20 protein-coding genes, 1 tRNA gene and 1 pseudogene are annotated in these 22,287 nt (G+C 62.9%); 9 read left to right on the top strand and 13 right to left on the bottom strand.

Going from position 1 to position 22,287, the window contains the following annotated elements; genetic code table 11:
* Nucleotides 1-18: 18 nt before the first annotated feature.
* On the bottom strand, nucleotides 19-1,419 hold the full coding sequence (locus AOA14_RS19425) for a TonB-dependent receptor domain-containing protein (RefSeq protein WP_082819996.1): 1,401 nt from the start codon (nucleotides 1,417-1,419) through the stop codon (nucleotides 19-21).
* Between the two features lie 5 nt (nucleotides 1,420-1,424).
* Entirely contained in the window at nucleotides 1,425-2,720 is a 1,296-nt protein-coding gene (locus tag AOA14_RS18345; protein WP_202988325.1) for a TonB-dependent receptor, read from the bottom strand.
* A 278-nt stretch (nucleotides 2,721-2,998) separates the two neighbouring features.
* On the opposite strand from AOA14_RS18345, the gene AOA14_RS18335 reads away from it, so the two are divergent.
* The 3 genes from AOA14_RS18335 to AOA14_RS18325 all read left to right on the top strand — a co-directional run bounded on the left by AOA14_RS18335 (nucleotide 2,999) and on the right by AOA14_RS18325 (nucleotide 5,448).
* Nucleotides 2,999-4,176 (top strand): IS3-like element ISSpma1 family transposase gene (locus AOA14_RS18335; protein ID WP_145923348.1). Its coding sequence is split into 2 segments (ribosomal slippage): nucleotides 2,999-3,263 and nucleotides 3,263-4,176, totalling 1,179 coding nucleotides; the frame shifts between segments, so codons are not numbered across the junction.
* 20 nt (nucleotides 4,177-4,196) lie between these two features.
* On the top strand, nucleotides 4,197-4,745 hold the full coding sequence (locus AOA14_RS19955) for a S24 family peptidase (protein WP_145923367.1): 549 nt from the start codon (nucleotides 4,197-4,199) through the stop codon (nucleotides 4,743-4,745).
* A gap of 370 nt (nucleotides 4,746-5,115) precedes the next feature.
* Nucleotides 5,116-5,448, top strand: a complete 333-nt coding sequence (locus AOA14_RS18325) for a DUF4102 domain-containing protein (protein WP_062902845.1) — start codon at nucleotides 5,116-5,118, stop codon at nucleotides 5,446-5,448.
* A gap of 2 nt (nucleotides 5,449-5,450) precedes the next feature.
* Here AOA14_RS18325 and AOA14_RS18320 read toward each other — a convergent pair whose 3' ends face one another.
* The 4 genes from AOA14_RS18320 to AOA14_RS18305 form a co-directional block, all read right to left on the bottom strand.
* On the bottom strand, nucleotides 5,451-7,352 hold the full coding sequence (locus AOA14_RS18320) for an AsmA family protein (protein ID WP_062902844.1): 1,902 nt from the start codon (nucleotides 7,350-7,352) through the stop codon (nucleotides 5,451-5,453).
* 165 nt (nucleotides 7,353-7,517) lie between these two features.
* Nucleotides 7,518-9,332, bottom strand: a complete 1,815-nt coding sequence (locus AOA14_RS18315) for a DUF885 domain-containing protein (protein ID WP_062902843.1) — start codon at nucleotides 9,330-9,332, stop codon at nucleotides 7,518-7,520.
* 92 nt (nucleotides 9,333-9,424) lie between these two features.
* On the bottom strand, nucleotides 9,425-10,666 hold the full coding sequence (locus AOA14_RS18310) for an NAD(P)/FAD-dependent oxidoreductase (protein ID WP_062902842.1): 1,242 nt from the start codon (nucleotides 10,664-10,666) through the stop codon (nucleotides 9,425-9,427).
* Nucleotides 10,667-10,860: 194 nt separating this feature from the next.
* Nucleotides 10,861-10,937 (bottom strand) — tRNA-Pro (locus AOA14_RS18305).
* A gap of 254 nt (nucleotides 10,938-11,191) precedes the next feature.
* On the opposite strand from AOA14_RS18305, the gene yajC reads away from it, so the two are divergent.
* Genes yajC through secF form a run of 3 tightly spaced genes read left to right on the top strand, consistent with a single transcriptional unit; the run spans nucleotide 11,192 to nucleotide 14,187 of the window.
* Nucleotides 11,192-11,521, top strand: coding sequence for a preprotein translocase subunit YajC (gene yajC / locus AOA14_RS18300; RefSeq protein WP_003050198.1), 330 nt, complete (start codon nucleotides 11,192-11,194; stop codon nucleotides 11,519-11,521).
* A gap of 49 nt (nucleotides 11,522-11,570) precedes the next feature.
* Nucleotides 11,571-13,184, top strand: a complete 1,614-nt coding sequence (gene secD / locus AOA14_RS18295) for a protein translocase subunit SecD (RefSeq protein ID WP_062902841.1) — start codon at nucleotides 11,571-11,573, stop codon at nucleotides 13,182-13,184.
* A 16-nt stretch (nucleotides 13,185-13,200) separates the two neighbouring features.
* Nucleotides 13,201-14,187, top strand: a complete 987-nt coding sequence (gene secF, locus AOA14_RS18290; RefSeq protein WP_062902840.1) for a protein translocase subunit SecF — start codon at nucleotides 13,201-13,203, stop codon at nucleotides 14,185-14,187.
* A gap of 4 nt (nucleotides 14,188-14,191) precedes the next feature.
* On the opposite strand, the gene AOA14_RS18285 is transcribed toward secF, so the two are convergent.
* Both AOA14_RS18285 and AOA14_RS18280 read right to left on the bottom strand, forming a co-directional pair.
* On the bottom strand, nucleotides 14,192-15,358 hold the full coding sequence (locus tag AOA14_RS18285) for a glycosyltransferase (protein ID WP_062902839.1): 1,167 nt from the start codon (nucleotides 15,356-15,358) through the stop codon (nucleotides 14,192-14,194).
* An 18-nt stretch (nucleotides 15,359-15,376) separates the two neighbouring features.
* Nucleotides 15,377-15,937, bottom strand: coding sequence for a helix-turn-helix domain-containing protein (locus tag AOA14_RS18280; RefSeq protein WP_062902838.1), 561 nt, complete (start codon nucleotides 15,935-15,937; stop codon nucleotides 15,377-15,379).
* Between the two features lie 155 nt (nucleotides 15,938-16,092).
* On the opposite strand from AOA14_RS18280, the pseudogene AOA14_RS20400 reads away from it, so the two are divergent.
* Both AOA14_RS20400 and AOA14_RS18270 read left to right on the top strand, forming a co-directional pair.
* Nucleotides 16,093-16,499 (top strand): annotated as a pseudogene (locus AOA14_RS20400) (DUF6456 domain-containing protein).
* Nucleotides 16,500-16,596: 97 nt separating this feature from the next.
* Nucleotides 16,597-17,118, top strand: coding sequence for an FKBP-type peptidyl-prolyl cis-trans isomerase (locus AOA14_RS18270; RefSeq protein ID WP_062902837.1), 522 nt, complete (start codon nucleotides 16,597-16,599; stop codon nucleotides 17,116-17,118).
* A 34-nt stretch (nucleotides 17,119-17,152) separates the two neighbouring features.
* Here the strand turns inward: AOA14_RS18270 and AOA14_RS18265 are convergent, their stop codons facing one another.
* The 5 genes from AOA14_RS18265 to pyrE all read right to left on the bottom strand — a co-directional run bounded on the left by AOA14_RS18265 (nucleotide 17,153) and on the right by pyrE (nucleotide 20,962).
* On the bottom strand, nucleotides 17,153-18,232 hold the full coding sequence (locus AOA14_RS18265) for an AI-2E family transporter (protein WP_062902836.1): 1,080 nt from the start codon (nucleotides 18,230-18,232) through the stop codon (nucleotides 17,153-17,155).
* 25 nt (nucleotides 18,233-18,257) lie between these two features.
* Complete coding sequence (gene lepB / locus AOA14_RS18260; protein WP_062902835.1) at nucleotides 18,258-19,115, bottom strand: signal peptidase I; 858 nt, start codon at nucleotides 19,113-19,115, stop codon at nucleotides 18,258-18,260.
* 2 nt (nucleotides 19,116-19,117) lie between these two features.
* On the bottom strand, nucleotides 19,118-19,519 hold the full coding sequence (gene acpS, locus AOA14_RS18255; RefSeq protein WP_003050214.1) for a holo-ACP synthase: 402 nt from the start codon (nucleotides 19,517-19,519) through the stop codon (nucleotides 19,118-19,120).
* Nucleotides 19,520-19,640: 121 nt separating this feature from the next.
* On the bottom strand, nucleotides 19,641-20,384 hold the full coding sequence (locus AOA14_RS18250; protein WP_062902834.1) for a pyridoxine 5'-phosphate synthase: 744 nt from the start codon (nucleotides 20,382-20,384) through the stop codon (nucleotides 19,641-19,643).
* Complete coding sequence (gene pyrE, locus AOA14_RS18245) at nucleotides 20,381-20,962, bottom strand: orotate phosphoribosyltransferase (protein ID WP_062902833.1); 582 nt, start codon at nucleotides 20,960-20,962, stop codon at nucleotides 20,381-20,383. Before pyrE ends, AOA14_RS18250 begins: the two co-directional genes overlap by 4 nt.
* A gap of 233 nt (nucleotides 20,963-21,195) precedes the next feature.
* Between pyrE and coxB the strand changes: the two genes are divergently transcribed.
* Complete coding sequence (gene coxB / locus AOA14_RS18240; RefSeq protein WP_062902832.1) at nucleotides 21,196-22,287, top strand: cytochrome c oxidase subunit II; 1,092 nt, start codon at nucleotides 21,196-21,198, stop codon at nucleotides 22,285-22,287.

Here is a 22,287-nt window from a genome sequence, read left to right as displayed (position 1 = left end):
TCTTCATTAATGGATCGGCTAGAATTTCGCGCGGGCCGTTACGCCATAGGTGCGCGGTTCTTGAACAAACGCACCACGAGCTCGCGAGCCGCCAAATCCTCTTAGCGGGATATTGAACGTGACAAACCGGGTGCGCGTGTCAAAAACGTTCCTCGCCCAAGCTTCGATTGTGAACTGCCCGTCGGCAGCGCCGAAACCGAATCTGAGATCGACTTTCGTGTTACCGGGCTGAATGTCCTGCGGCAAAGGCAGTGCTGCTGCTACCGCAGCGCGCACATCATCCTCTGTCAACGCCCCTGCCGTGGCCGGCAATTCGGTCGGGCGGGTGCTGGTACGACGCTTGGACTCGTACCGCACCGTTGCGCCGCCAAACACTGACATACCTGCATTGCCAATCTCGGTGTTGAAATCAAGTCCTCCGATCAGCACCAGTTCAGGCGCATTGGTCAACCTGGTCCCGCACAGCGAAGTCGCCGCCGGTGTGAAATTGGGATCCGTGGGGTCAAAACTTGCGCAATCGCTTGGATAGCGCGCGTCCGTATAGGAACCTGCGAGGTTCAAGGTCACTGCGTCTGAAAGGTCAAAGCCAGATTCAATTTCCACCCCCGTGCTTAACGCCTTGTCGGTGTTGAATGTATTGAACCGAGTCCCATCAAATTCTAACACCTGAAAATCTTTCAGATTGGTATGGAACAACGCAATATTTGCCCAGGCCCTGCCACCCAGGAACCTTGACTTCAAGCCAAGCTCAAACGCGTCAACTTTCTCAGACCGGAACGTCGGGTCAGCTCCGCCAGATGCTGAAGATACATCAAGATTGAAACCGCCTGATTTGAAGCCTTGAGAGTAGCCACCATAAAGAAACGTCCGATCGGCAACTTCATACCTGACATTTAGAGTATAGGTTAGACGGTCATCACCGAACTTCTGGTCAAATGGTTGCGGGATGAATTGAAGAAACGGACTAGTGACCGGATCGCCAACGAATTGCTGGAAGAAACTATTTGGATCACTTGGATCAAAGAATGGTGAAGTGAAAATCCAGCAATTGGTCTGCACAGCCGCTGCCAGCCGACCCGGGCCACCAGCACCAAAGAAACCATCAGTTGGGTGATATGCCCCGCCTGGCGCCAGATAGCCTGCCAGACTGTTGAAGGTCCCGAAACATGCATTGTGTTGACCGGGCACTTGCTCTGAAAGTTTAGCATTCTTGGATTCATCCACGTATCGAGCGCCAACAATAAGGCTTAGCCTATCGCTCAATTCGATGACATTGTGGGTAAAAATCGAAAACGATTCGCCCTTCTGCTGCGCACGCGGCGCAGCGTAATCGAGCACGGAATTCGCTCCGCCCGCAGCGAAATTCAGTTCATTGAATACAGGCTGACCAAAAGCCCCAACGCTAACCGCTTCCTGCATCTGATCTAAGAAAAAAACGTGTATTTCTGGTCGATTTTTTCATGCGAGTAGTAGGCGCCAATGATCCAATCCAAAGCGCCGTCAAATGACTCGCCTTGCAATCGCAATTCGTGTGACGTCGACTTGATGCTGGTCCCGTTAAGTGGATCCAAATCTATTCCAGGATTGAGGGCTCTGATTTCAGGGCAGTCGCCGACCGCATAGACATTCAATGCGGTATAGTCACCGCGACAACTGTCGGCAAATGAGTCCCCGTAATAGCCAAGATAAGACAGCTCACCAAATGGCAATGAAACATCATAGTGAGCCGCAATACTCCAACCGTGGAACGGATTGACAAAATTTGTATTGTCGTTGGCGAGGTAAGGATCGACCGCATCTGCCCCTACGTTAGGAGCACCGGCTGTGGGTGCGAAAGCAGAGAATGGCGCAGAGTTCGCCTCGATGAATGGCGAGCGCTGCGTCCAGATTGCCATACAGCAATCATCTTTGCCTCTGTTATAGCCCGCGAGTAACCGGAGTTCGCCCGCATCCTCAAGGTCGAACAGCAACTGTCCGCGGATCGAAATCCTGTCTCTTGTTTGCGATTCATCACCAACGACATTGGTGATGTAGCCGCCTCTGTTTCTATATGCGCCAGCAATGCGCAAGCCAATCTTGTCCTGAACCAGAGGCACATTGAAGCCAGCCTGCACACCATAAAGATCATAATTGCCAATGGTGGCGTTGACGAAGCCCTCCACTATGTCTGTTCTGGGCGGATTGGTCTTGATCACCATTGCGCCTGCTGAGGTGTTCCTGCCAAACAGGGTGCCTTGCGGCCCCTTTAACAACTCAATTTGCTGCACATCGTAAAGATCAGAGAGAGCTGCACCCGGCCTCGGTAGATAGAATCCATCGATGAATGCGCCTACGGAGCTTTCTAGCCCGATGTTGTTGCCCGTGGTCCCTACCCCACGCAAACGCAGGACCAGACCGCCTGTCGCCGAATCAGACGTACTGACTGCGTAACTCGGCGCTGCGCGCTCAAGGTTGGTAATGTCTTCAATACCCTTTGAGATCAGTTCTTCTTGACCGACAACAGTCACAGCAATTGGCACTTCCTCCAACGTCTGGTCGCGCTTGGTCGCGGTGACAACGATATGCCGTTCACCTTGCTCCACCTTCTCGACTTCAGCTCCCCCTTCTTGCTGAAGCGCCAAAGCCTGACTTGGCAGTCCAAAACACCCGACCGTAGCAACCACAAAGGCAATCCGCGAAGTCTGCCGAACTAGCTGCGGCAATTCTACACTAGATTTCACCTTCCTCCTCACACCTGCCACAATTCTATCTCCCTTCCCTCCACTTTTCCCTATTCGTGAACTTATCCTGTCGTGCTTTGGAAGCGATATGATAGAATCGATCAATTATTGACAGATTCATTCGTCGGTGTTGTCAGTCTAACGCGAACTCGTCTCCGACCGACGCAACTATCCTTGCCCGCTTAGTGCTTCAGGCCATAAGGTTCTGCCACTCATGATCTGCCCCCCGCTGAGTGGCCCAGAGACTATGATAGTCTGGACCATGAAAGGGACATTGAATGCCGAGCAAGAAGCACAAGCCGGAAGAGATCATCGGCAAGCTGCGTGAAGTTGAGATTGTGCTGGCGCAGGGAGCGAGCACGGCTGAAGCCTGTCGCCGGATCGCGGTCAGCGAGCAGACCTATTATCGGTGGCGCAAGGAGTATGGCGGCCTGAAGACCGACCAGGCGCGGCGGATGAAGGATCTGGAGAAGGAGAACCAGCGGCTGCGCCGGGCGATCTCGGACCTGACCTTGGACAAGCTGATCTTGCAGGAGGCTGCACGGGGAAACTTCTGAGCCCCGCGCGGCGGCGGCGCTGCATCGATCAGGTACGACGGGATCTGCCAGTCCGGGTATCCGAGCGACGGATATGCCGGGTGCTGGGTCAGCATCGATCGACGCAGCGCAAGATGCCGCGCGGGGCGGATGACGAACAGGCACTGACCGAGGACATCATTGCATTGGCGAAGCAATATGGTCGTTACGGCTACCGCCGGGTCACGGCGTTGCTGTGCCATGCGGGATGGACGGTGAACCATAAACGTGTCGAGCGGATATGGCGGCGTGAAGGACTGAAAGTCCCGCAGCGCCAGCCAAAGCGCGGGCGTCTATGGCTCAATGACGGATCGTGCATCCGGCTACGCCCCGAATATCCGGGGCATGTCTGGGCCTACGATTTCGTCGAGGGGCGGACGCATGACGGTCGCAAGTTCCGCATCCTCACGATCATCGACGAGGCCAGCAGGGAATGCCTGGCGCTCATCGTTGCACGGCAACTCAAGCATGAGGATGTTCTGGCGGCCCTGGCCGACCTGTTCATCTCGCGTGGGCCGCCAGCGCATATACGATCCGATAATGGTAGCGAGTTTATCGCGACCGCCGTCCAGAAATGGCTGGGGCAGATCGGCGTAAAGACCCTCTATATCGCGCCGGGATCACCATGGGAAAATGGCTATAACGAAAGCTTCAACGGGTCGCTTCGCGACGAACTGCTCAATGGCGAGATCTTCTACAGCCTCGCCGAGGCCAGGGTGCTGATCGAGGCATGGCGGCGGCATTACAACACCGTCCGCCCGCATAGCAGCTTGGGCTACCGGCCACCGGCACCGGAAACGGCGACACCGCCATATCCGGCCTCCGGTTCCGCTTCGCTCCACCTCCGTCCGGATATGGCGGCGATGAGCTTAATGCACTAACAAACCAATCGGTCCACTCGGTGGGGGCAGACCAAAACTCCGCCTATATCCAGCAATACATCAAGCGCGGCACGCCCGCGCGTCTCGATCAAAGCGACATCGCTCAGCTGGCTCTGCATTTCGATGTTCCTGCCAAATTGCTCGGGGGAAAAGAGAGCCCTTCAACTCCGCGACGTTCGGTCATCACTGTGCCGGTAATTGAGGCCAAGGGCTTGGAAATCCCACAGGAACGATCTCGGATCGTAGATGAAGCCTGGCTAAGACGCCTATGCAACAGGCCTGCAGGTTTGGCGATCTTACCCATTGCTGGTGAGGCTATGCAGCCGACCCTGCAGAATGGCGACGAAGTCATAATCCAAAGGCTGCGCTCTCACGATGCCCTTCAAGACGGGCTCTACGCTGTCCGGGGATCGTCAGAGACGTTCGTCAGGCGGATCGCTCTGGATCCGACCAAAAATCGCATTTCTGTCCTGACCGACCATCCCGCTTATCCAAGCTGGAACGGTGTTCAGCGAAAGGCGATCAATGTCGTCGGCAGAGTGATCTGGATTGGTTCTCAGGTGTGGTGAGTGGGAGCTATGCTGCCTGCGACATACGCCAACTTGCGCAGTGAATGCCCACTGCTCGGGATAAGTCCAACGGTTTGCCGCGATCGAATTTCCGCTCATCGCAAAGGTCCCAAGATGGGGGTATTGCAGGGGGTATTTTTGGCGAAGCTAATAGAGAACTGCCAATTTAACAGCTGCTTAAGTGAGGTTGGTGGATCCCTCCTCCGCTACCAAGTCCAAATCATCTTCAAACCTAGCATTTCCGGCAGTTTTCTGCCATTCGTCGAAGTGCTGCCAATGGCGACACATCTTCGTCCAAAAGCGCGTTGCCTGGACAAATCACATCGGATTTGAACCTGCTTGGACACATCTTTTGCGAGAATTCTTACGAATGTTCCATGGCCTCGATTCCTTCGAGGTCATCATGGACAAACCCGTGAAACTGACTTCCGCTCATATCGAGCGGCTCAAGGGTGGCGCGCTAGCCGACCGGGAAGTCCCGAGCCTGTCTGTCGTTGTCGCTGCACATGAAAGAAAGCAGCGGCGCTTCAAGCGCCTTGGGGCCGGAACGAAGAAAACCGTCGAACTGATCTTGGGAGCTCACCCGGCATTTTCAATCGACGAAGCTCGAGAATGGGCCGCGTCGCTCAGCAGGGTCAAAATGGTCTGGCCCCTTCGCCGTCTTGGTACGCCGTTGGGTTGCGTTCCGAACCCGGGGTCCTGACCCTAGCGTAGCGCCTCGGCGGCAAGTGCGCGGCAGTTGACCGTTCCGGGCTTGGGAAGCGGCGCATCGCGCTGCGGGTCCTTATGCAGGCCGAGCGCCGCGCCGATCGACCGCGTCACAGCCCCGAATAGACCGCCGCCCGATTTCTTTCCCGGCGGCGCGAAATCGATGGTGGGCTGCGACAGCGTTCCCTCGACCTTCACCGGGTCGACGAGCTTGAGATCCGGCTTTTCGCTCCCCGCGCCATTCATGGCCAGCGCGATGCGCTCACCATCGAGGTTTATCTGGCCGCGCCCGCGCGCCCGGGCGATGGTGGTGTCGATGACCAGCGGGGCGGGCGTCAGCAGCCCGTCCTTGGCCGAGAAGGCGAGGATCGCGCACCGGATCGGTGTCATTGCCTCGTCGTCGCCTAGTTTCTGTCCGATCGCTCCGCCAAGATCCTGCGCCATCACATAAGCCGCAGCGCGGTTCATTGCGCCGCCACTGGCAACGAACGCGATCTTCCCGTTCCCCGAAGCGAAGGCCTGGCGGACGGTGTCGCCGCGTCCCGAAATCCGAACCAGCCCGCGCACGGGGCCGCGGATCATGTCGGGCTGACCGACAAAATCGTCGAAGCTGGCTCCGTCGATACGCAATTCGGTCGTCAGCAGGGGAATCTTGCCGCGGGAATCGACCTTTACCCGGCCGCTCATAGTGCCGCGCCCAAGCTGTGCGACGGCCTTGTCGAGCGTCAATATCCGATGGTCGAGCGACAGCTGGCCCTTGAGGCTTTTGAACACCGACCCGCCCTTCACGAGCAACTGATGGATCGTGATACGGATGACACCGTCGGTCGGCCCCATTTTCGCAAGATTGATCCGCGTGTCGGGAAAGATGCGCGGGCCGATGCGCGCTTGCTGCGCGCGTGCTGCCGCAAGTCCGGCGTCGTCGGCCAGATCGTCGAAGTCCAGCCGGGGCGCATCGATGCTGGCGTCGATCCTGGTACGACCGCCGCGCTTCAGTATCTTCGCCGTGGCGGCAATCGTCGAACGACCGATGCGCCCGTCAAGCCTGTCGATAAACCAGTCGGTCCCGTCGCGGCGTACCGCGCCGTCAAGATCGATCGCCTGGGTGCCGAACAGCCCGGCCTCGATGATATAGTCGAGTTGCTTGAGACTGGTGCCATGCGCCGTCATCCGCATCGTCATATGCGCGGTGTCGAGGGGGGCGGCCATCGTGCCCGAGGCGCTTAGCCGGAGCAGGTCCGATGTCAACTCGGCAGAAAACGGCCAACGGCCCTTGGCGTCCTGCGCCCAGCTTGCCGCCGCGCCGAGCTTCGCGGCCGCGCCGTTGAATTGCCCTTCGGCGGCGATTGCGAGGCCCTTCGCATCCTTGGCTTCGATCGTTCCGGCGATATCAAGGCGGCGCTTGGCATCCTTGAGCGTAAAGCGGCCCTCATTTATCCGAACGGTGCCGATGGCAGGCGGCGGCGAACTGTCCGAACCGCCGGGCCGAGGGCCACCCCAATTGCTCCGTCCGTCGGCATCGCGCACCAGCGCCAGCGACAGCCCGTCGATATCGATCGAGCGCGGCGTGATCGTGCCGGTCAAAAGCTTCAGGATGGGCAAGCGGATGCGCAGGCGTCCTATCGTCGCCATGTCGCCGCGTCCCGCCCAGGCGGGCTGCCCGATGCGGACGCTTCGGGCTTCAATCTCGGGCGAGAAGGAGAAAACATCCCTTCTCTCCAGCGCCCCGATATGAACGGGCGCGCCGAATTTTTCGCTCAGGCGCGCCTCGGCCGTCCCGCGCAGCATTCCCACCGGAAAGGTCGCGAGCAGCAAAGCGGCGAGAAGAACCACTCCCGCGGCGACGACAAGGGCCACGCGCGCATTGCGCGACAGGTGCGGCAGGGCGGGGCGGTTCACGCGGTTCGCTCGCAAGCGCGAACGGTCGGGGAGGTTATCGAAAACATGCGTCTTCGATATGCGGGAGCGAGCGCAAGGTTCCTTGCGCGCCATTGATGGTCGTTCGCGGGCCCCGGCGCCGTTCCCCACGCGCCGCGGTGAGGCGAGGCGCGCGGGGAGGTGCGACTATTGCTTGTGCGCGGCGATGTAGCGCTCGACCTGTTCCTCCAGGATGTCGAGCGGCAGCGCGCCTTCGCTTAGAACGGCCTCGTGAAAGTCGCGAATGTCGAAACGCGGGCCGAGTTCGGTTTCGGCGCGTTTGCGAAGTTCGGCGATCTTGAGCTGGCCGACCATGTAGCTCGTCGCCTGGCCCGGCCAGTTGAAATAGCGATCGACTTCGCGCGCAATGTCGGTGTCCGATACCGAGCTGTTGGCCTTGAAATAGGCGATGGCCTGTTCGCGCGTCCAGCGCTTCGAATGGATGCCGGTGTCCAGAACCAGCCGGATCGCGCGCCACACCTGAAGCGACAACATGCCGAAGCGGTCATAAGGCGTCTTGTAAACGCCCATCTCGTCCGCAAGCCGCTCCGAATAGAGGCCCCAGCCTTCCATATAGGCGCCATAACCGCCGAATTTCCGGAATTTGGGTATGCCGGTCAGCTCTTGCTGGCGCGCGATCTGGAAATGATGGCCAGGTGCCCCTTCATGCGCGGCGATCCCGGCGACCTGCACCTTCTGCGTCTGGTTCATGTCGACAAGATTGACATAATAGATGCCAGGCCGCGTCCCGTCCGCCGACGGCGGGTTGTAGAAGGCGGTCGACGCCGTGCCCTCACGCCATTTCTCGACCGCCCGCACTTCGAGCGGCGCCTTGGGCAGAACGCGGAAATAGCGCGGTGCGGCCTCCATTACCGAGGAGATGACGGCGCGCGCATCGGCCAGATAGGTTTCGCGGCCCGCATCGGTATTCGGATATTTGAACTTGGGGTCGGTGCGGATGCTGTCGAAAAATTCGGCGAGCGTGCCCTTGAAGCCGACCTCGCGCATCACGGCTTCCATCTCTTTGTGGATAGCCGCGACTTGTGCGAGGCCAAGTGCGTGAATCTCGTCCGCGGTAAGATTTGTCGTCGTCGAGCTCTTGAGGCGGTCCGCATAATAGGCCGCGCCATCGGGAAGGTGCCAGGCACCGAAATTGCCTGTCGATTTGGGTTCGATCTCGTCGATCGCGGCGATCAATGTCTCATAGCCATGCTTGAAGGGGCCGGTGAGGGCCGCGCTGGCATCCGCGAGCAGTTTTTCCTTCGTCGCCACCGGCGCATCGAGCGCGCTGACTTTTTTGCGGAAGTCGGCCATCAGCGTTGAATCGCCGCCGCCGTCGAACGGGGCACCGGCAAGGATTTTGAGTGCATCAGCGCGGGCGGGAGCGAAATTGACCTTGTTGGGGATGATCCCCGCCGCCGCCTGGTCGCGCATTCGCGCCGCGACTTCGCGCATGACGCGGTCGGTGTCGCGCAGTCGTGCGATATAGGCTTCGGCGTCTGCCACGCTGTCGATCTTGTGATTGTTGATCAGCAGAACGGGGATGTCGCCCGCGGGGCTGCCATTGGTCGACACGGGAAAACGCAGTTTGCGGAAGCGAAGCGATTCGCGGCCGCGCTCGACTTCATACTCGAACAGTCGATAGCTCACCCGCGCGCTTTCACCGAGCTGGTCGGGCTTGAAATGGGCGTGCATGGCTTTGAGCTGCGTTTCGGCCAGCGCCTGCTCCCGCAATGCCGCCGCATCGCTATAGTCATCGAGCCGGTCGTAGTTGGTTTTGAGGCCAAGCTGCGTTTGCGATTCCGGGCTGAGCGCCAGGCGCGCGTCGAAAGCCTGATCGAGAAATTGCAACAGCGCGGCATCCTGCGCTCGGGTCTGTGACGCGGTTTGGGCAAATGCCGGGGCGTTGACGGCGATCGGGACGACGGGCAGCAGCATCAGGGCAACGGCAAGGCGCATCATATTCTCCTGTTGAACGAAGGACCTTGTTGCCCAAGGTCCGAGGATGCGCAATTATATTTCCGTTGGCGGTGAAGCGGTGCAGGTGTTGGCGTTCAGAAAGATCGGTGAAAGCTGAACAGGTCGGCGTCGGGATCGCGATCGCCGCAGATGGTGCTGCGCAGGATTTGAGCCGCCATCATCGAAAAAGTGATTCCGTTGCCGCCATAGCCCATCGCCGCATAGCAATTGGGCATGCGCGGTATGCGTCCCACCGTCGGGATACCGAGCGGACTGTTGCCGAAGCTTCCGGCCCAGGCATAAGCGGGCGTGGGGTCGATAGCGGGAAGCAGCGCCCCGAGCTTGCGGGCGAGCGTTTTCGCCTTGTCCGCAATCTTCGCGTCGCGCGCCGTCGCATCGGAAATATCCTCGTCTTCCCCGCCGCAGATGACGCAGCCGTCAGGGGTTGTGCGAATGTAGAGATAGGGGTCGGACGCCTCCCATATCATGGCCGCGTCGCGCCAGATCCGCTGCGGTTGCGGACGCGTCGCGATCGACCAGGTCGACATAATGTAATTTCCCTTTTTCGAGATGCCTTTCAGCATCTCGTAGCCGGTTGCGAAGACGGCGTGCGCCGCGGTGATCGTGGCCCCGCCGTCGATCTGAAGCTGGACGCCGCTGTCGTCGCTATCCACGCCGATCACCTCGGCAGGCGCGTATAGGCGCATCCCGCGCTCCTGCGCGACCTGCAGATAGGCCGCGGCCAGGCGCCGCGGATCGGCCGAATAATTGCCGTACCCGACGATCGCATGGCGCCTGCTGATCCCGTAGCGTCGCTCGACCTCGGCAGGGCCGATATATTCGATCTCGAAACCCGCATTACGCCGGGCATCCGCTTCGACGGCGAGCGCGGCCGGGTCGAGAATATTGCCGTCGAGATACAGCGTCGAGCGCGTGGCAGCGCCGACATCGAGACCAAGGCGTTCGGTTCGTTCGCGCAAGGCGTCGACCGCCAGCCGCGAGCGGCGCCAGATCCGCGTTGCGCGTTCCGTGCCGATCCGCCGGGCCATTTGCGAGAGCGGGAGGTCGATCTCATATTGCAGCATCGCGGTCGACGCGGCGGTCGATCCTGCGGCGGGGCCGCGACGATCCAAGACCACCACGCCGAGCCCGGCGTCGCTGAGCGTCTCCGCAATCAGCGCGCCCGATATGCCGGCGCCGACGACCGCCACGTCGCAGCGCAGCGATCGCGCAAGCTCTTTGATTGCGAGCGGGAGGCGACGGTGGCGGAGCCAGATCGGGCGCCCCGTTCGCAGATCGCGATGCCGGGTGACCGAAGTCTCGGACACGCGGGTCATCGCGCCATCGCCCTGAGCGGTTGGCGCTTGATGGGGAAGGCGACTGCCGAACGGAGGTTGACCAAGAGTCCGACGAGGCGAAGCGAGGGGTGCATAACCGTCGCATACTCGCGGCCGCGCGCGCTGGTTCCCGTGGGCGGAGCAATGGCGCGCAGATGCAGCGAGCGCTTTGCGATATGGTTTTGCAGTAAATTTGGTCGGGACGAGAGGATTCGAACCTCCGACCCCCACACCCCCAGTGTGATGCGCTACCAGGCTGCGCTACGTCCCGACCGGCCCTTTCGGGCAGGCGAGGCCCCTAGCGCGGCTTTGCTGGCGATGCAAGCGGCGATGGGCATTTGCCGGTGTTTCTTTCGGCGGGCTTGATCGCGCCGCCGTCGACCCCATCTGGCGGGGAGCTTGCCGTGGGGGAGGGGCGCAGCGACGGTTGCGCGGGACGCCCCTGCGTGATAGGCGCCGCGCTTATTTTTGCGCGGTCCTTCCATTGGGAAAGGCCGCGCCATGGTAACGGAAAGTCTTTCATTCATGTCGACCCAATTGCTTCTGACCCAGGCGGCCGGATCGGGGGGCGGGGCAGCCGGCTTCATCATGCTGGTGCCCTATCTTTTGATCTTCGTCGTATTCTGGTTCTTCCTCATCCGTCCGCAACAGGTGCGCATGAAGGAGCATCGCGCCAAGATCGCATCGGTGAAGCCGCGCGATCAGGTCGTCACCGGCGGCGGGATTGTCGGCAAGGTGACGCGCGTCGACGATGATTTCGCCGATGTCGAAATCGCCCAGGGCGTGAAGATCAAGATCGTGAAGTCGACGATCTCCGACGTCCTCCAGCCGGGCGCCAAGCCCGCCAACGACTGACGCGCCGGCGTCGGGGAACCGGCGCCGCTCAGACCATCGGAACCCCGTCATGCTCGATTTCCCGCGCTGGAAAGTCATTGGCATCAGCGTCATCCTGGCGCTTGGTGTCATCTTTTCCATTCCCAGCTTCCTTCCCCAAAAGCAGTTCGAAAGCCTGCCGTCCTTCGCGCAGATGAAGGTCAATCTGGGCCTCGACCTTGCAGGGGGCAGCCACTTGCTGCTCGAGGCCGATCTTGGCGATCTCCAGAAGACGCAGCTTGCCAATATGGAAAAGACCGTGCGCACCGCGATGCGCGGCGAGCGGGGACCCGATGACGATATCGCAATCGGCGAATTGTCGACCGCGGGCGGTAAGATCAGCTTTCTGGTCCGCGATCAGGCGCAGCTCGACGAAGCGCGCGAGCGGCTATTCCGCGAGACGCAGGGTGCGGGACTGACCGGCCAGCGCGACTGGACGATCGATGTCGTCGATACGACGCGCATCGTGATGACGCCGACCAAGGCGGGGCAGGCGCAGGCGATCAGCCGTGCGATGGATACCGCCCGCGACATTATCGACAAGCGCGTCAACGCGCTCGGCACGCGCGAGCCGACGATCATCCGTCAGGGCGACGACCGGATCGTCGTGCAGGTGCCGGGCCTTCAGGACCCGCAGCAATTGAAGGATCTGATCGGCAAGACCGCGCGGCTCGAATTCCGCATGGTCGATACCAATGCCGATCCCAACGAAGTCGCCGCGGGGCGCGTCCCGGTCGGCAGCGAGGTCGTTCCCTATTCGCCTGACGCCGGCAATGGCGTGCCGTTCGAAGTATTGCGCCGCCAGGTCATGATCAGCGGCGACCAGCTTATCGACGCCAAGCAGAGCTATGATCCGCAGAGCGGCCTGCCGGTCGTCACCATCCGCTTCGATTCGGGTGGGTCGGCGACCTTCGCCAAGGTGACGGCGCAGAATGTGGGCAAGCGCTTTGCCATGGTGCTCGACGGCCGGGTGCTGTCGGCGCCGTCGATCAACGAGCCGATCCTGGGCGGTAGCGCGCAGATTTCGGGCAATTTCACCGTCGCAAGCGCAAATGCGCTGGCGATTTCGCTGCGATCGGGCGCACTGCCCGTCAAGATGGCCGTCGTCGAAGAGCGGACGGTGACGCCCGAACTCGGCGCCGATTCGATCCGCAAGGGCGCGATCGCCGGGATCATCGCGACGGTCGCGGTGCTGGCGTTCATGATCGTCGTCTATGGCCGCTTCGGCATCTACGCGAACGTCGCGCTCTTCTTTAACATCTTCCTGATCGTCGCGATCATGGCCGCCTTCAACGCGACGCTGACGTTGCCCGGTATCGCGGGTTTCGTACTCACGATCGGCGCCGCGGTCGATGCCAACGTGCTGATCAACGAACGTATCCGCGAAGAATTGAAACGCGGGCGACGCGTTTTTCAGGCGGTCGAGCTGGGCTACAAGGAGGCCAGTCGCGCGATTTTCGACGCCAATATCACCAACGTCATTGCCGCCGCGCTGATGTTCTGGTTCGGCACCGGGCCGATCAAGGGCTTCGCGGTTGTGCTGACCATCGGCATCGTGACCAGCGTCTTCACCGCAGTTACCGTGACCCGCATGTTCGCCGCGCACTGGGTGCACAAGACGCGTCCGGCGTCGCTGAATATTTGATAGAGGGACCGATCCCATGCGTCTGCTGAAACTCGTCCCCGAAGACACCAACATCCATTTCCTCAAGTGGCGCAACATCGCCATGGGGATCAGCTTCCTGATGATCGTCGCATCGATCGCGCTTGTCGCGGTGCGCGGGCTGAACCTCGGCGTCGATTTCGTCGGCGGCCAGTCGGTGCGCGTCGAATTTTCGGGCACCATGCCCGAAATCGACGAGATCCGCGAAAAAGTTAACGACATCGGCCTCGGCGAAGCGACGATCCAGCAATTCGGGTCCGATCAGGCGGTGGCGATCCGTACCGCGCTGCCCGAAGGCGACAAGGCGGCCGCCGACCGGGCCGGCAAGCAGCTTGTTGACGGCATTCACAAGGCCTTCCCGACCGCCAAGACCGGATCGGTCGAAACGGTGTCGGGCAAGGTTTCGGGCGAGCTGCTGCGTACCGGCGTGCTCAGTCTCGCGCTCGCGATGATCGCGATTTCGATCTATATCTGGATCCGCTTCGAATGGCAGTTCGGGGTGGGCGCGCTGTTCGCGCTGTTCCACGACGTCATGCTGACCTTCGGTTTCTTCGCGCTGACGCAGATGCAGTTCGACCTCAACATCGTGGCCGCGCTGCTGACGATCATCGGCTATTCGCTCAACGATACGATCGTGGTCTATGACCGCATCCGCGAAAATCTGAAGAAATATCGCAAGATGGAGATCATCCCGCTGCTCGACCTCAGCATCAACGAGACGCTGGCGCGCACGGTGATGACGAGCTTCACGATGCTGATCGCGCTCGCGGTGCTGCTGTGGGTCGGGCCGGACGTGATCTTCGGCTTTACCGCTGCAATGCTGCTCGGCATTTTCGTCGGCACCTATTCGTCGATCTACATGTCGGCGCCGATTCTGGTGTGGCTGAAGGTCGGTCCCGACAGTTTCGTCCCGCGGACCAGCGCCGCGACGCAGGGCGCCGAACGCGTGACCAGCAAAGAGGACGACGACGGCGCGGTCGTCTGATCGCTCAGCGGCCCGCGCAGCGACGGAGATGCTCCGCGAGCTCGCGGCCGTTGCGGTCCCATTCGAAGCGGCCGGCAAGGCTCGCCGCGACCGCATCCGGCGCGGCGGGCGCCGCCAATAGCGTTCGCACCGCATCGGCGATCGCCGCTGGTGTGCGCTCGACGATTTGCCCTGCCGCTGGCGAGGTCACGAGTTCGGCCGCGCCGCCGGCATCGCTGATGACGATCGGGGTGCCGCAGGCGAGCGCCTCGACCCACGCATTGGCGAGCCCCTCGCTGACCGACGGCATCACCACGGCATCGACCGCGCGATAGAGCTGCGGCAAGTCGGCGTTGGCGACGGGCCCCATCAGGTGAACCCGGTCGGCGACGCCGAGCCGCTGCGCCAGTGCGCGATATCGCGCGTCCTCCTCGCCCGCACCCGCCAGCCAGTAATGGACACCCGGCAGGGCAGGCAGCGCTTCGATGACGAGCGCCTGGCCCTTGCGGGGGATCAGCGCGCCGACGGTCGCGATGGCGGGCGCGTCCCCCATGCCGAGCGCCGCCCGGGCGGCAGGGCGGTCGCCGGGGTGAAAGCGCATGGTGTCGATGCCGGTATAGTGGACCATCGTCTTGCCCGCATCGATGCCGATCGCCGCCATGTCACCGCGCATCGCCTCCGACACGGCAAGCAATCCTCCGGCGCGCTCGGCGGCGGCGAGCAGTTGCGGGCGGGTCGCCGGATCGTGGCCGAAATGGCTGATGTCGGCGCCGCGTGCCTTTACCGAAAAGGGAATGCCGAGGGCGTCCGCGATATTCATTGCGGCGGGACCGTCGGGATAGAAGAATTGGGCATCGACGACGTCGAAGCTGCCTTGCTGCGCAATCGGCAGCACGGCGTGCGCGATCGCCGCCGGATTGCGCGCTGCGCCGAATTTCGGAATCAGCGTGAAGCGCGGCCGATGGACGGTGAGGCCCCGCCACGCCTCGCGCTGCGGCAATCGGCGCAGCGCCCGATATCGTGGATGAAGCGAAAGCGGGAAGGGCGGAAGGCCGATGGGGGCGACGATGGTCAGCATGACGCCCGGCTGCGCGGCGAGCGCAAGCAGGCTCTTTTCGACGAAAAGGCCGAAATTGGGGCGCGCCGCATCTGGAAAGAGCGTGGCGACCGACAGAATGCGGAGGGGCTTCATGTCCGCCTCATCGCGCCATCAAAGCGTCCGGATGAGGCGGACCGCGACCGCGGCCCATGGCGGGTTGCTCACCACCTGCTGGCGCTGACCGGCTCCAAGCGGCAGCAGGTGCAGCTTTTCGCGATCGACGTTGAGCAGCCGCGCAAAGATGAAACGACCCGCGGGGCGCGGCACGAGCAGGTCGCGGTTGAGCGCGCTGGTCCAGTCGCCCTCGACCTTGCGGCACCATATCTCGTCGCCCGCGCGATAGTCGCCGATCGATGAGGTGACGCGCATCGCGATCATGTCCTCGGTCGGACGCGCGGTCAGCGCCTGTTCGACGCGCGTCGGCGCGTGGGCGCCATCGGCGCCGAGCAGCGCGGTAATCGCAAGCTGGGTATCCTGCGGCAGCTGGACGAGATCGGCAGCATCGACGCCGAGCGCCTTGGCGATGCGGTTCATCCAGCCGAGCGACAGGGTGCGCGTTCCCGTTTCGAGGCGCCCGATCGTCTGGGCGGTCGTCGGCGGGTCGCAGCGCTGCGCAACCTCTTCGAGCGTGAGTCCCTTGGCGCGGCGCACGGCGCGGATGCTGTTGATCAAGACGAACCTCCGATAACCAAATCGGTTTTTTCTTTCCTGCAAAATATTCCAATGTCAAGCCGGCACTCCCAGCAGGAGAATCGCATGACGACGCGCCATTTCGTAACCCCCTGCATCCCGATCGGGTTGATCCCGGCAAGGCGGGGCCGCAGGTGATGCGGCATGTCACCGTCAGTGTCGCGGAAAGTCCGCTGACATGGCTCGCGGCGCGCGGGATGGTCTCGGACGCGCAGTATCGCGCCCGCGAGCGGCTGCGGACCGATTATGAGCGGGCAGGGCTGGCGGGACGGGTGACGATGCGCTGGTACGCCGCGCCGCCGTCGAAAAGCCGCGGAGGTGCCCGGGCCACCGATGCCTCGCTGCCGCGCATCGACGCGCATCGGCGCTTCCACGCCGCGGTGGAGCATGTCGGTCGGGGTTGGCCGACATCTGCTGGGGCGTGATTTGTGCGGGCGAGGGGATCGGCGGCGCCGAAAAGGCGCTGGGGTGGCCGTCGCGATCGGGGAAGCTGGTTTTGACGCTGGCGCTCGACCGGCTGGCGCGCTTCTATGGAACCGGCTGAGCGGGGCGGCGCAACTTCTCGCTGGACCCTCGCGCACCGCACCGCCTATAGGCTTCGCCGATGTTTTCGCCCGAACGGGCAGGGGAAGGACAAGAGCATGAGCGTAACGACGGTTCCATTGCGCCCGGTGAGCAAGGGCGGGCTGTGGCTGCTGTGGATCGGCCTGATCGCGCTGCTGGGCATCGGCGTCGCGTTCGCCCTGACGCACACGCCGCGGATCGGCTTCGAGGTCGTCAAGGAAGGCAGCGGCCCGAGCCCGACCAAGGCCGACATCGTGCTCATCAAATATGAAGGCAAGCTCGACGACGGCACCGTGTTCGATTCGAACGAACAGGCGCCGCTCCAGGTATCGCAGGTCGTCCCCGGCTTTGCGGATGCGCTGACCCGCATGAAAAAGGGCGGCAAGTACAAGGTCGTGATTCCGCCGGCGCTGGGCTATGGCGACCGCGCCGCCGGGCCGATCCCCGCGAACAGCACCTTGCACTTCGACATCGAGCTGATCGACTTCCGCAGCGAAGCCGAAGTGCGCGCGATGCAGCAGATGATGCAGCAGCAACAGATGATGCAGGGCGCCCCCGGCGGCGCACCCGGAGCGTCGGGCGCCGCGCCGCAGCCCTGATCGGGATTTTCCGTTTTGAAGACGCGGCGGTGAGCTAGGCGCTCGCCGCCGCCTTTTTCTTGGGGGCGGCGCCCGCGTTCCGTTCGGCCTCGCGCTCCAGTGCGACCTTGATCATCGCGACGATCGGGTCGGCGAGGAACAGCCCCATGATACCGAGCAAGGTGCCGAGCAGGATCTGCGCGCCGAGGACGAGCGCCGGGGCGAGGTCGACGGTCTGCTTCGCGACCATCGGGACGATGAGATAGCCGTCGACGGTCTGCACGAAGAAATAGATGCCGATCGCCCACAGGCCGGTGTCGGTGCCCGCCGAAAAGCCCACGAGGACGAGCAGCACCCCCGACACGATCGCTCCGATGTTGGGGATGAAGGCAAGCAGGCCGGTGAGCAGCCCCATGAGCGCCGCCATCGGTATCCCCACCGCCATGCAAGCAAGCCAGGTGCCGACACCCTCGACCGCCATGCCGAGCAGCCGTCCCGCCATCAGGCGGCGCAGCGTGAAGGCCATGCGCGCGGTCGTCACGTAGAAATCGTCGCGGTTCTTCATCGGCAGCAGCCAGGCGATGCCGCGTTCATAGAGTCGCGGTTCGATCGCAATGAAGATGCCGAGTACGACGACCATGACGAGGCTGGTGAGTGCGCCGAGCACCGACCCGACCGCTGCGGTAACGCGCCCGACGGTGCCTGCGAGATTCTCGGTGATCGTCTTGGTGTCGATGTCGATCGTGCCCATGCCATGCTCGCTCGCCCAATTGGCGGCGCGCTCGACCTGGCTCATGATCACCTTTTGCAGTGTCGCCGCCTGATCGGCGATCTGCGAGCCTGCGAACATCGCGGTCCAGGCAAGAAATGCGACGAGCGACAGGCAGATGATCAGCAGGCGCCAGCCGCGTCCTATCGGCAGCACGCGGCCAAGGAGGCGGGTGCCGCCATCGAGCATCGCCGCCATCACGATACCGGCAAAGATCAGCAGAATGGGCTGGATCAGAATGACGCAGACGCCGACGAGCAGCGCGACGCCGAGCCACACGCCGGCCTTGAGCAGTTCGGTACGAACGAGCTGGCTGCGGATCTCGGTCGGGCCGGGGGCTTCGATCCGCGTTTCCTTGTCGGCCATCGCTTCGCTTCCCCGCTGTTGCGCCTCAGTTCTTGCTGGCCTGACGCTCCGGCCGGAGATTGGTTCCGGCGCGGCCGGGGCGCAGCGCCTCGAACCAGCTCAGCGGATTATACCATTCGGCGGTACCATCGGTCGAAAAGCTGATGATCTCGGCCCGGCCGGCAATCGCGTCGAAAGGCACCGGGCCGCCAAGCCCCTTGCGGTCGACCGGCACGCGGCTGTCGGCGCTGCCGTCGCGATTGTCGCCCATCAGGAACAGGTGGTCGGCGGGCACCGTGATCGGCCCGTAATCGTCGGTCAGATAGCCCGGCCCCATGTCGATCGTGTCGAAGGTCGCTCCGCCGGGCAGCGTCTCGCGCACGATCGGCAATTCGAGCACCGCCTTGCCGGCCGCGTCGCGGGTGACGAAGCGGCCGAGGCTGCTGTCCGAACCCGGCATATTGGCATCGACAGGCACCGACAGCATCGGCTGCACCTCGCGCTTGATCGGCTTGCCGTTGATGATCAGCGCGCCGCCACGCAGTTCGATCGTGTCGCCGGGCAGGCCGATGACGCGCTTGATATAATCGACGCGCGTCACGGGATGTTCGAGCACGACGATGTCGCCGCGTTCGGGCAGCTTGCCGAACCAGCGCCCCGGCTTCTTGGGTGCGAGGTGAAAGCTGACCGAGGCGTAGGACCAGCCATAGGGATATTTGCTGACGATCAGCCGGTCGCCGTTGCGCAGGATCGGCATCATCGAATCGGACGGGATGTAAAAGGGCTTGGCAACGCAGCTATGGATGCCGAGCACCAGGATCAGGATCACGACGATGTCGCGCAGCAGTTTGAGCATGCTGCCTTCGTCCGCGGCCTTGGTCTTTGCCGTCTTGTTCTTTGCCATGGTCAATCCTTGATGGCTTCGATGATTACGAAGGCCTGCGCCCAAGGATGGTCATCGGTGAGCGTGAGGTGGATGCGCGCGCTATGGCCGTCGGGCAGCATCGCGGCGAGCCGCTCGGCGGCGCCGCCGGTGAGGGCCAGTGTCGGTGCGCCCGAAGGGGCATTGACGACGCCGATGTCCTTCATGAACACGCCGCGTTTGAAGCCGGTGCCGACGGCCTTGGAGAAAGCCTCCTTAGCGGCGAAGCGCTTCGCATAGGTGCCGGCGCGGGTGAAGGGCCGCCGGGCCGCCTTGGCCCGCTCGACTTCGGTGAAAACGCGCAGTTCGAAACGCTCGCCGAAACGGTCGAGCGAAGCCTGAATGCGTTCGATGCTGCAGAGATCGGAGCCCAGGCCGATGATCATGACGACCCCAAAAGGCCGTCATTGCGTGGAGCCGAAGGCGACGCCGCAATCTCCAGCCATCGGCCTCGCGCAAGGCGGAGGGCTGGAGATTGCTTCGCTTCGCTCGCATTGACGAAATTCTTCATCCGCGCGCCTCGTCCATCAGGTCGCGCATGCGGCGCACCGCGGTTTCGAGCCCGGTGAAGATAGCCTCGCCGATCAGATAATGGCCGATGTTGAGCTCGGCGAGTTGCGGGATGGCAGCGACAGGGATGACATTGTCATAAGTCAGGCCATGGCCGGCGTGCGGCTCGATCCCGTTCTTCCACGCCAGTGCGGCGGCGTCGGCGAGGCGGCGGAGTTCGGCGGCGCGTTCCTCGCCCTCCACATGCGCATAGCGGCCGGTGTGGAATTCGACGACGGGGGCCTTCAGCCGCATCGCCGCCTCGATCTGGCGCGCGTCGGGTTCGATGAACAGGCTGACGCGGATTCCCGCGTCGGACAGGCGCGCCACGATCGGGGCAAGATGGTTGTGCTGGCCGGCGGCGTCGAGCCCGCCCTCGGTCGTGCGCTCCTCGCGCTTTTCGGGTACGATGCAGGCGGCGTGCGGCGCATGGCGCAGCGCAATCGCCAGCATCTCGTCGGTCGCCGCCATTTCGAGGTTGAGCGGCAGGTCGGTCGCGGCCTGGATGCGGGCGAGGTCGTCATCGCGGATGTGGCGGCGGTCTTCGCGCAGATGCGCGGTGATGCCGTCGCCGCCGACCGACGCGACGATTTCGGCCGCGCGCACCGGATCGGGATGGTCGCCGCCGCGCGCGTTGCGGATCGTCGCGACATGGTCGATGTTGACGCCCAGGCGTAGCCGCCGAGGGGAGGACGCGCTCAATTCGCGCGGCTCCCCGGCTTCACTGCGGGAGTCGCAGCGAGTTCGGGCGGCAGTTCGTCTTCGGCATAGGTCGGAAAATTGATCGCGACGAGCGGGTAGAAGGGAACGCCGAGGTCGACGCTGCCCGCCGAACGATCGACGAGGGCGGCTTCGGCGATCACGTCGCCACCCGCAGCACGGACCGCCTCCATCGCTTCGCGCGACGACAGGCCGGTGGTTACGACATCTTCGACCATCAGGATTTTGGCGCCGGCCGGGATCGCGAAGCCGCGGCGCAATTCGAAGGTGCCGGTCGGCCGTTCGACGAAGATCGCGGGCTTGCCGAGCGCGCGGCCCATTTCATGGCCGATGATGACGCCGCCCATTGCGGGCGAAACGACCATGTCGATCGCCGCGCGCAGGTCGCGCGGCAGCTTGGCGGCGAGGGCGATCGCCAGCCGTCCGGCGCGTTCGGTGTCCATCAACACCCGTGCGCATTGCAGATAATATTCGCTGTGGCGCCCCGAAGAGAGCAGGAAATGCCCCTGCAGCAGCGCGTCTGCGGCACGGAACTCGGCCAGAATTTCGTCGTCGGTCATGGGAGGTTCGGTCTTTTGTCCATCAAGTCGCCCGCGTCGGATGAGCGGGTTTCGGGCACGAAGATTATCGTGCTGCAAAATAGTGTTAGAGATGCTTGAGGCAAGCGGCAAGCGGGTCTATAGCCCCGGCGAGTTTCAGCCTGTTCGCGGGCTGTCCGGGCCTGCGCCCGGCTGCCGAGACGGAGAGGTTGGGGGATCGAGAACAGCAACAGGCAACGGGCGGCACTATCCTTATGAAGAGCTTGAAAACCCTTGTAATTGCGGCGGCTTTGTCGCTCGGCACCGTGGGCGCGGTGCAGGCGCAGGCCCCGGCGGCAGCTCCCGCTGCGGCGCCGGCCGCGACGACGAACGCGACTCCGGCCGCGGCGACCAGCGATGCGGCGGCTCCCGCCGGCGACAAGGCTGCGGTACCGGCCGGCGATGCGACCTATGTGCCGATGAAGCCGACCGCAGGCATCGGTCAGCCGGTCGAGGGCGGATGGAACTTCCAGGAACAGGAAAGCCCGATCGGCAAGCGCGCTTACTGGTTCAACCATTATATGCTGCTGCCCGTCATCACCTTCATCTCGCTGCTGGTGCTCGGACTGCTGCTGTGGGTCGTCGTGCGCTACCGCGCGTCGGCCAATCCGGTGCCGTCAAAGACGACGCACAACACGTTCATAGAAATCATCTGGACCGCGATCCCGGTCCTGATCCTTGCGGTGATCGCGGTTCCGTCGATCCGTCTGCTCGCGGCGCAATATGAGCCGCCGAAGAAGGATGCGCTGACGATCAAGGTCACCGGCTATCAATGGTATTGGGGCTATGCCTATCCCGACCAGGGTATCGGCGAATATGTCTCGAAGATGCTGCCCGAGGACAAGGCCGTCGCCGCCGGCGAGCCTTATCACCTCGCGGTGGACAATCGCATGGTCGTCCCCGTCGGCAAGCAGGTGAAGCTGATCATCACCGGCGCGGACGTGATCCACAGCTTCGCGGTTCCCGCGCTGTGGACCAAGATGGACGCGGTTCCGGGCCGCGCCAACGAAACGACGTTCACCGTCGACAAGCCCGGCGTCTATTACGGCCAGTGTTCGGAACTGTGCGGTGTTGACCACGGCTTCATGCCGATCGCGGTCGAAGCGCTGCCGATGGACAAGTGGAAGGCGTGGGTCCGCTCGAAGGGCGGCAATCCCGACGGCGCCCAGGTCGCCGCTGCGGCAGCGCCCGCTGCCGCCGCTCCGGCCCCGACCGGCCCGATTCCGGCGACGACTGTCCCCGCCGCCGACACGACCACAGCGGCTCCGGCTGCGGCGCCCGCCGCCGCACCGGCCGCCAAGAATTAA

It is taken from the genome of Sphingopyxis terrae subsp. terrae NBRC 15098 (assembly GCF_001610975.1).
Lineage (GTDB): Bacteria > Pseudomonadota > Alphaproteobacteria > Sphingomonadales > Sphingomonadaceae > Sphingopyxis > Sphingopyxis terrae_A.
Note: the sequence above shows the minus strand (reverse complement) of the source record. Positions and strands in the feature narration are given on the sequence as shown.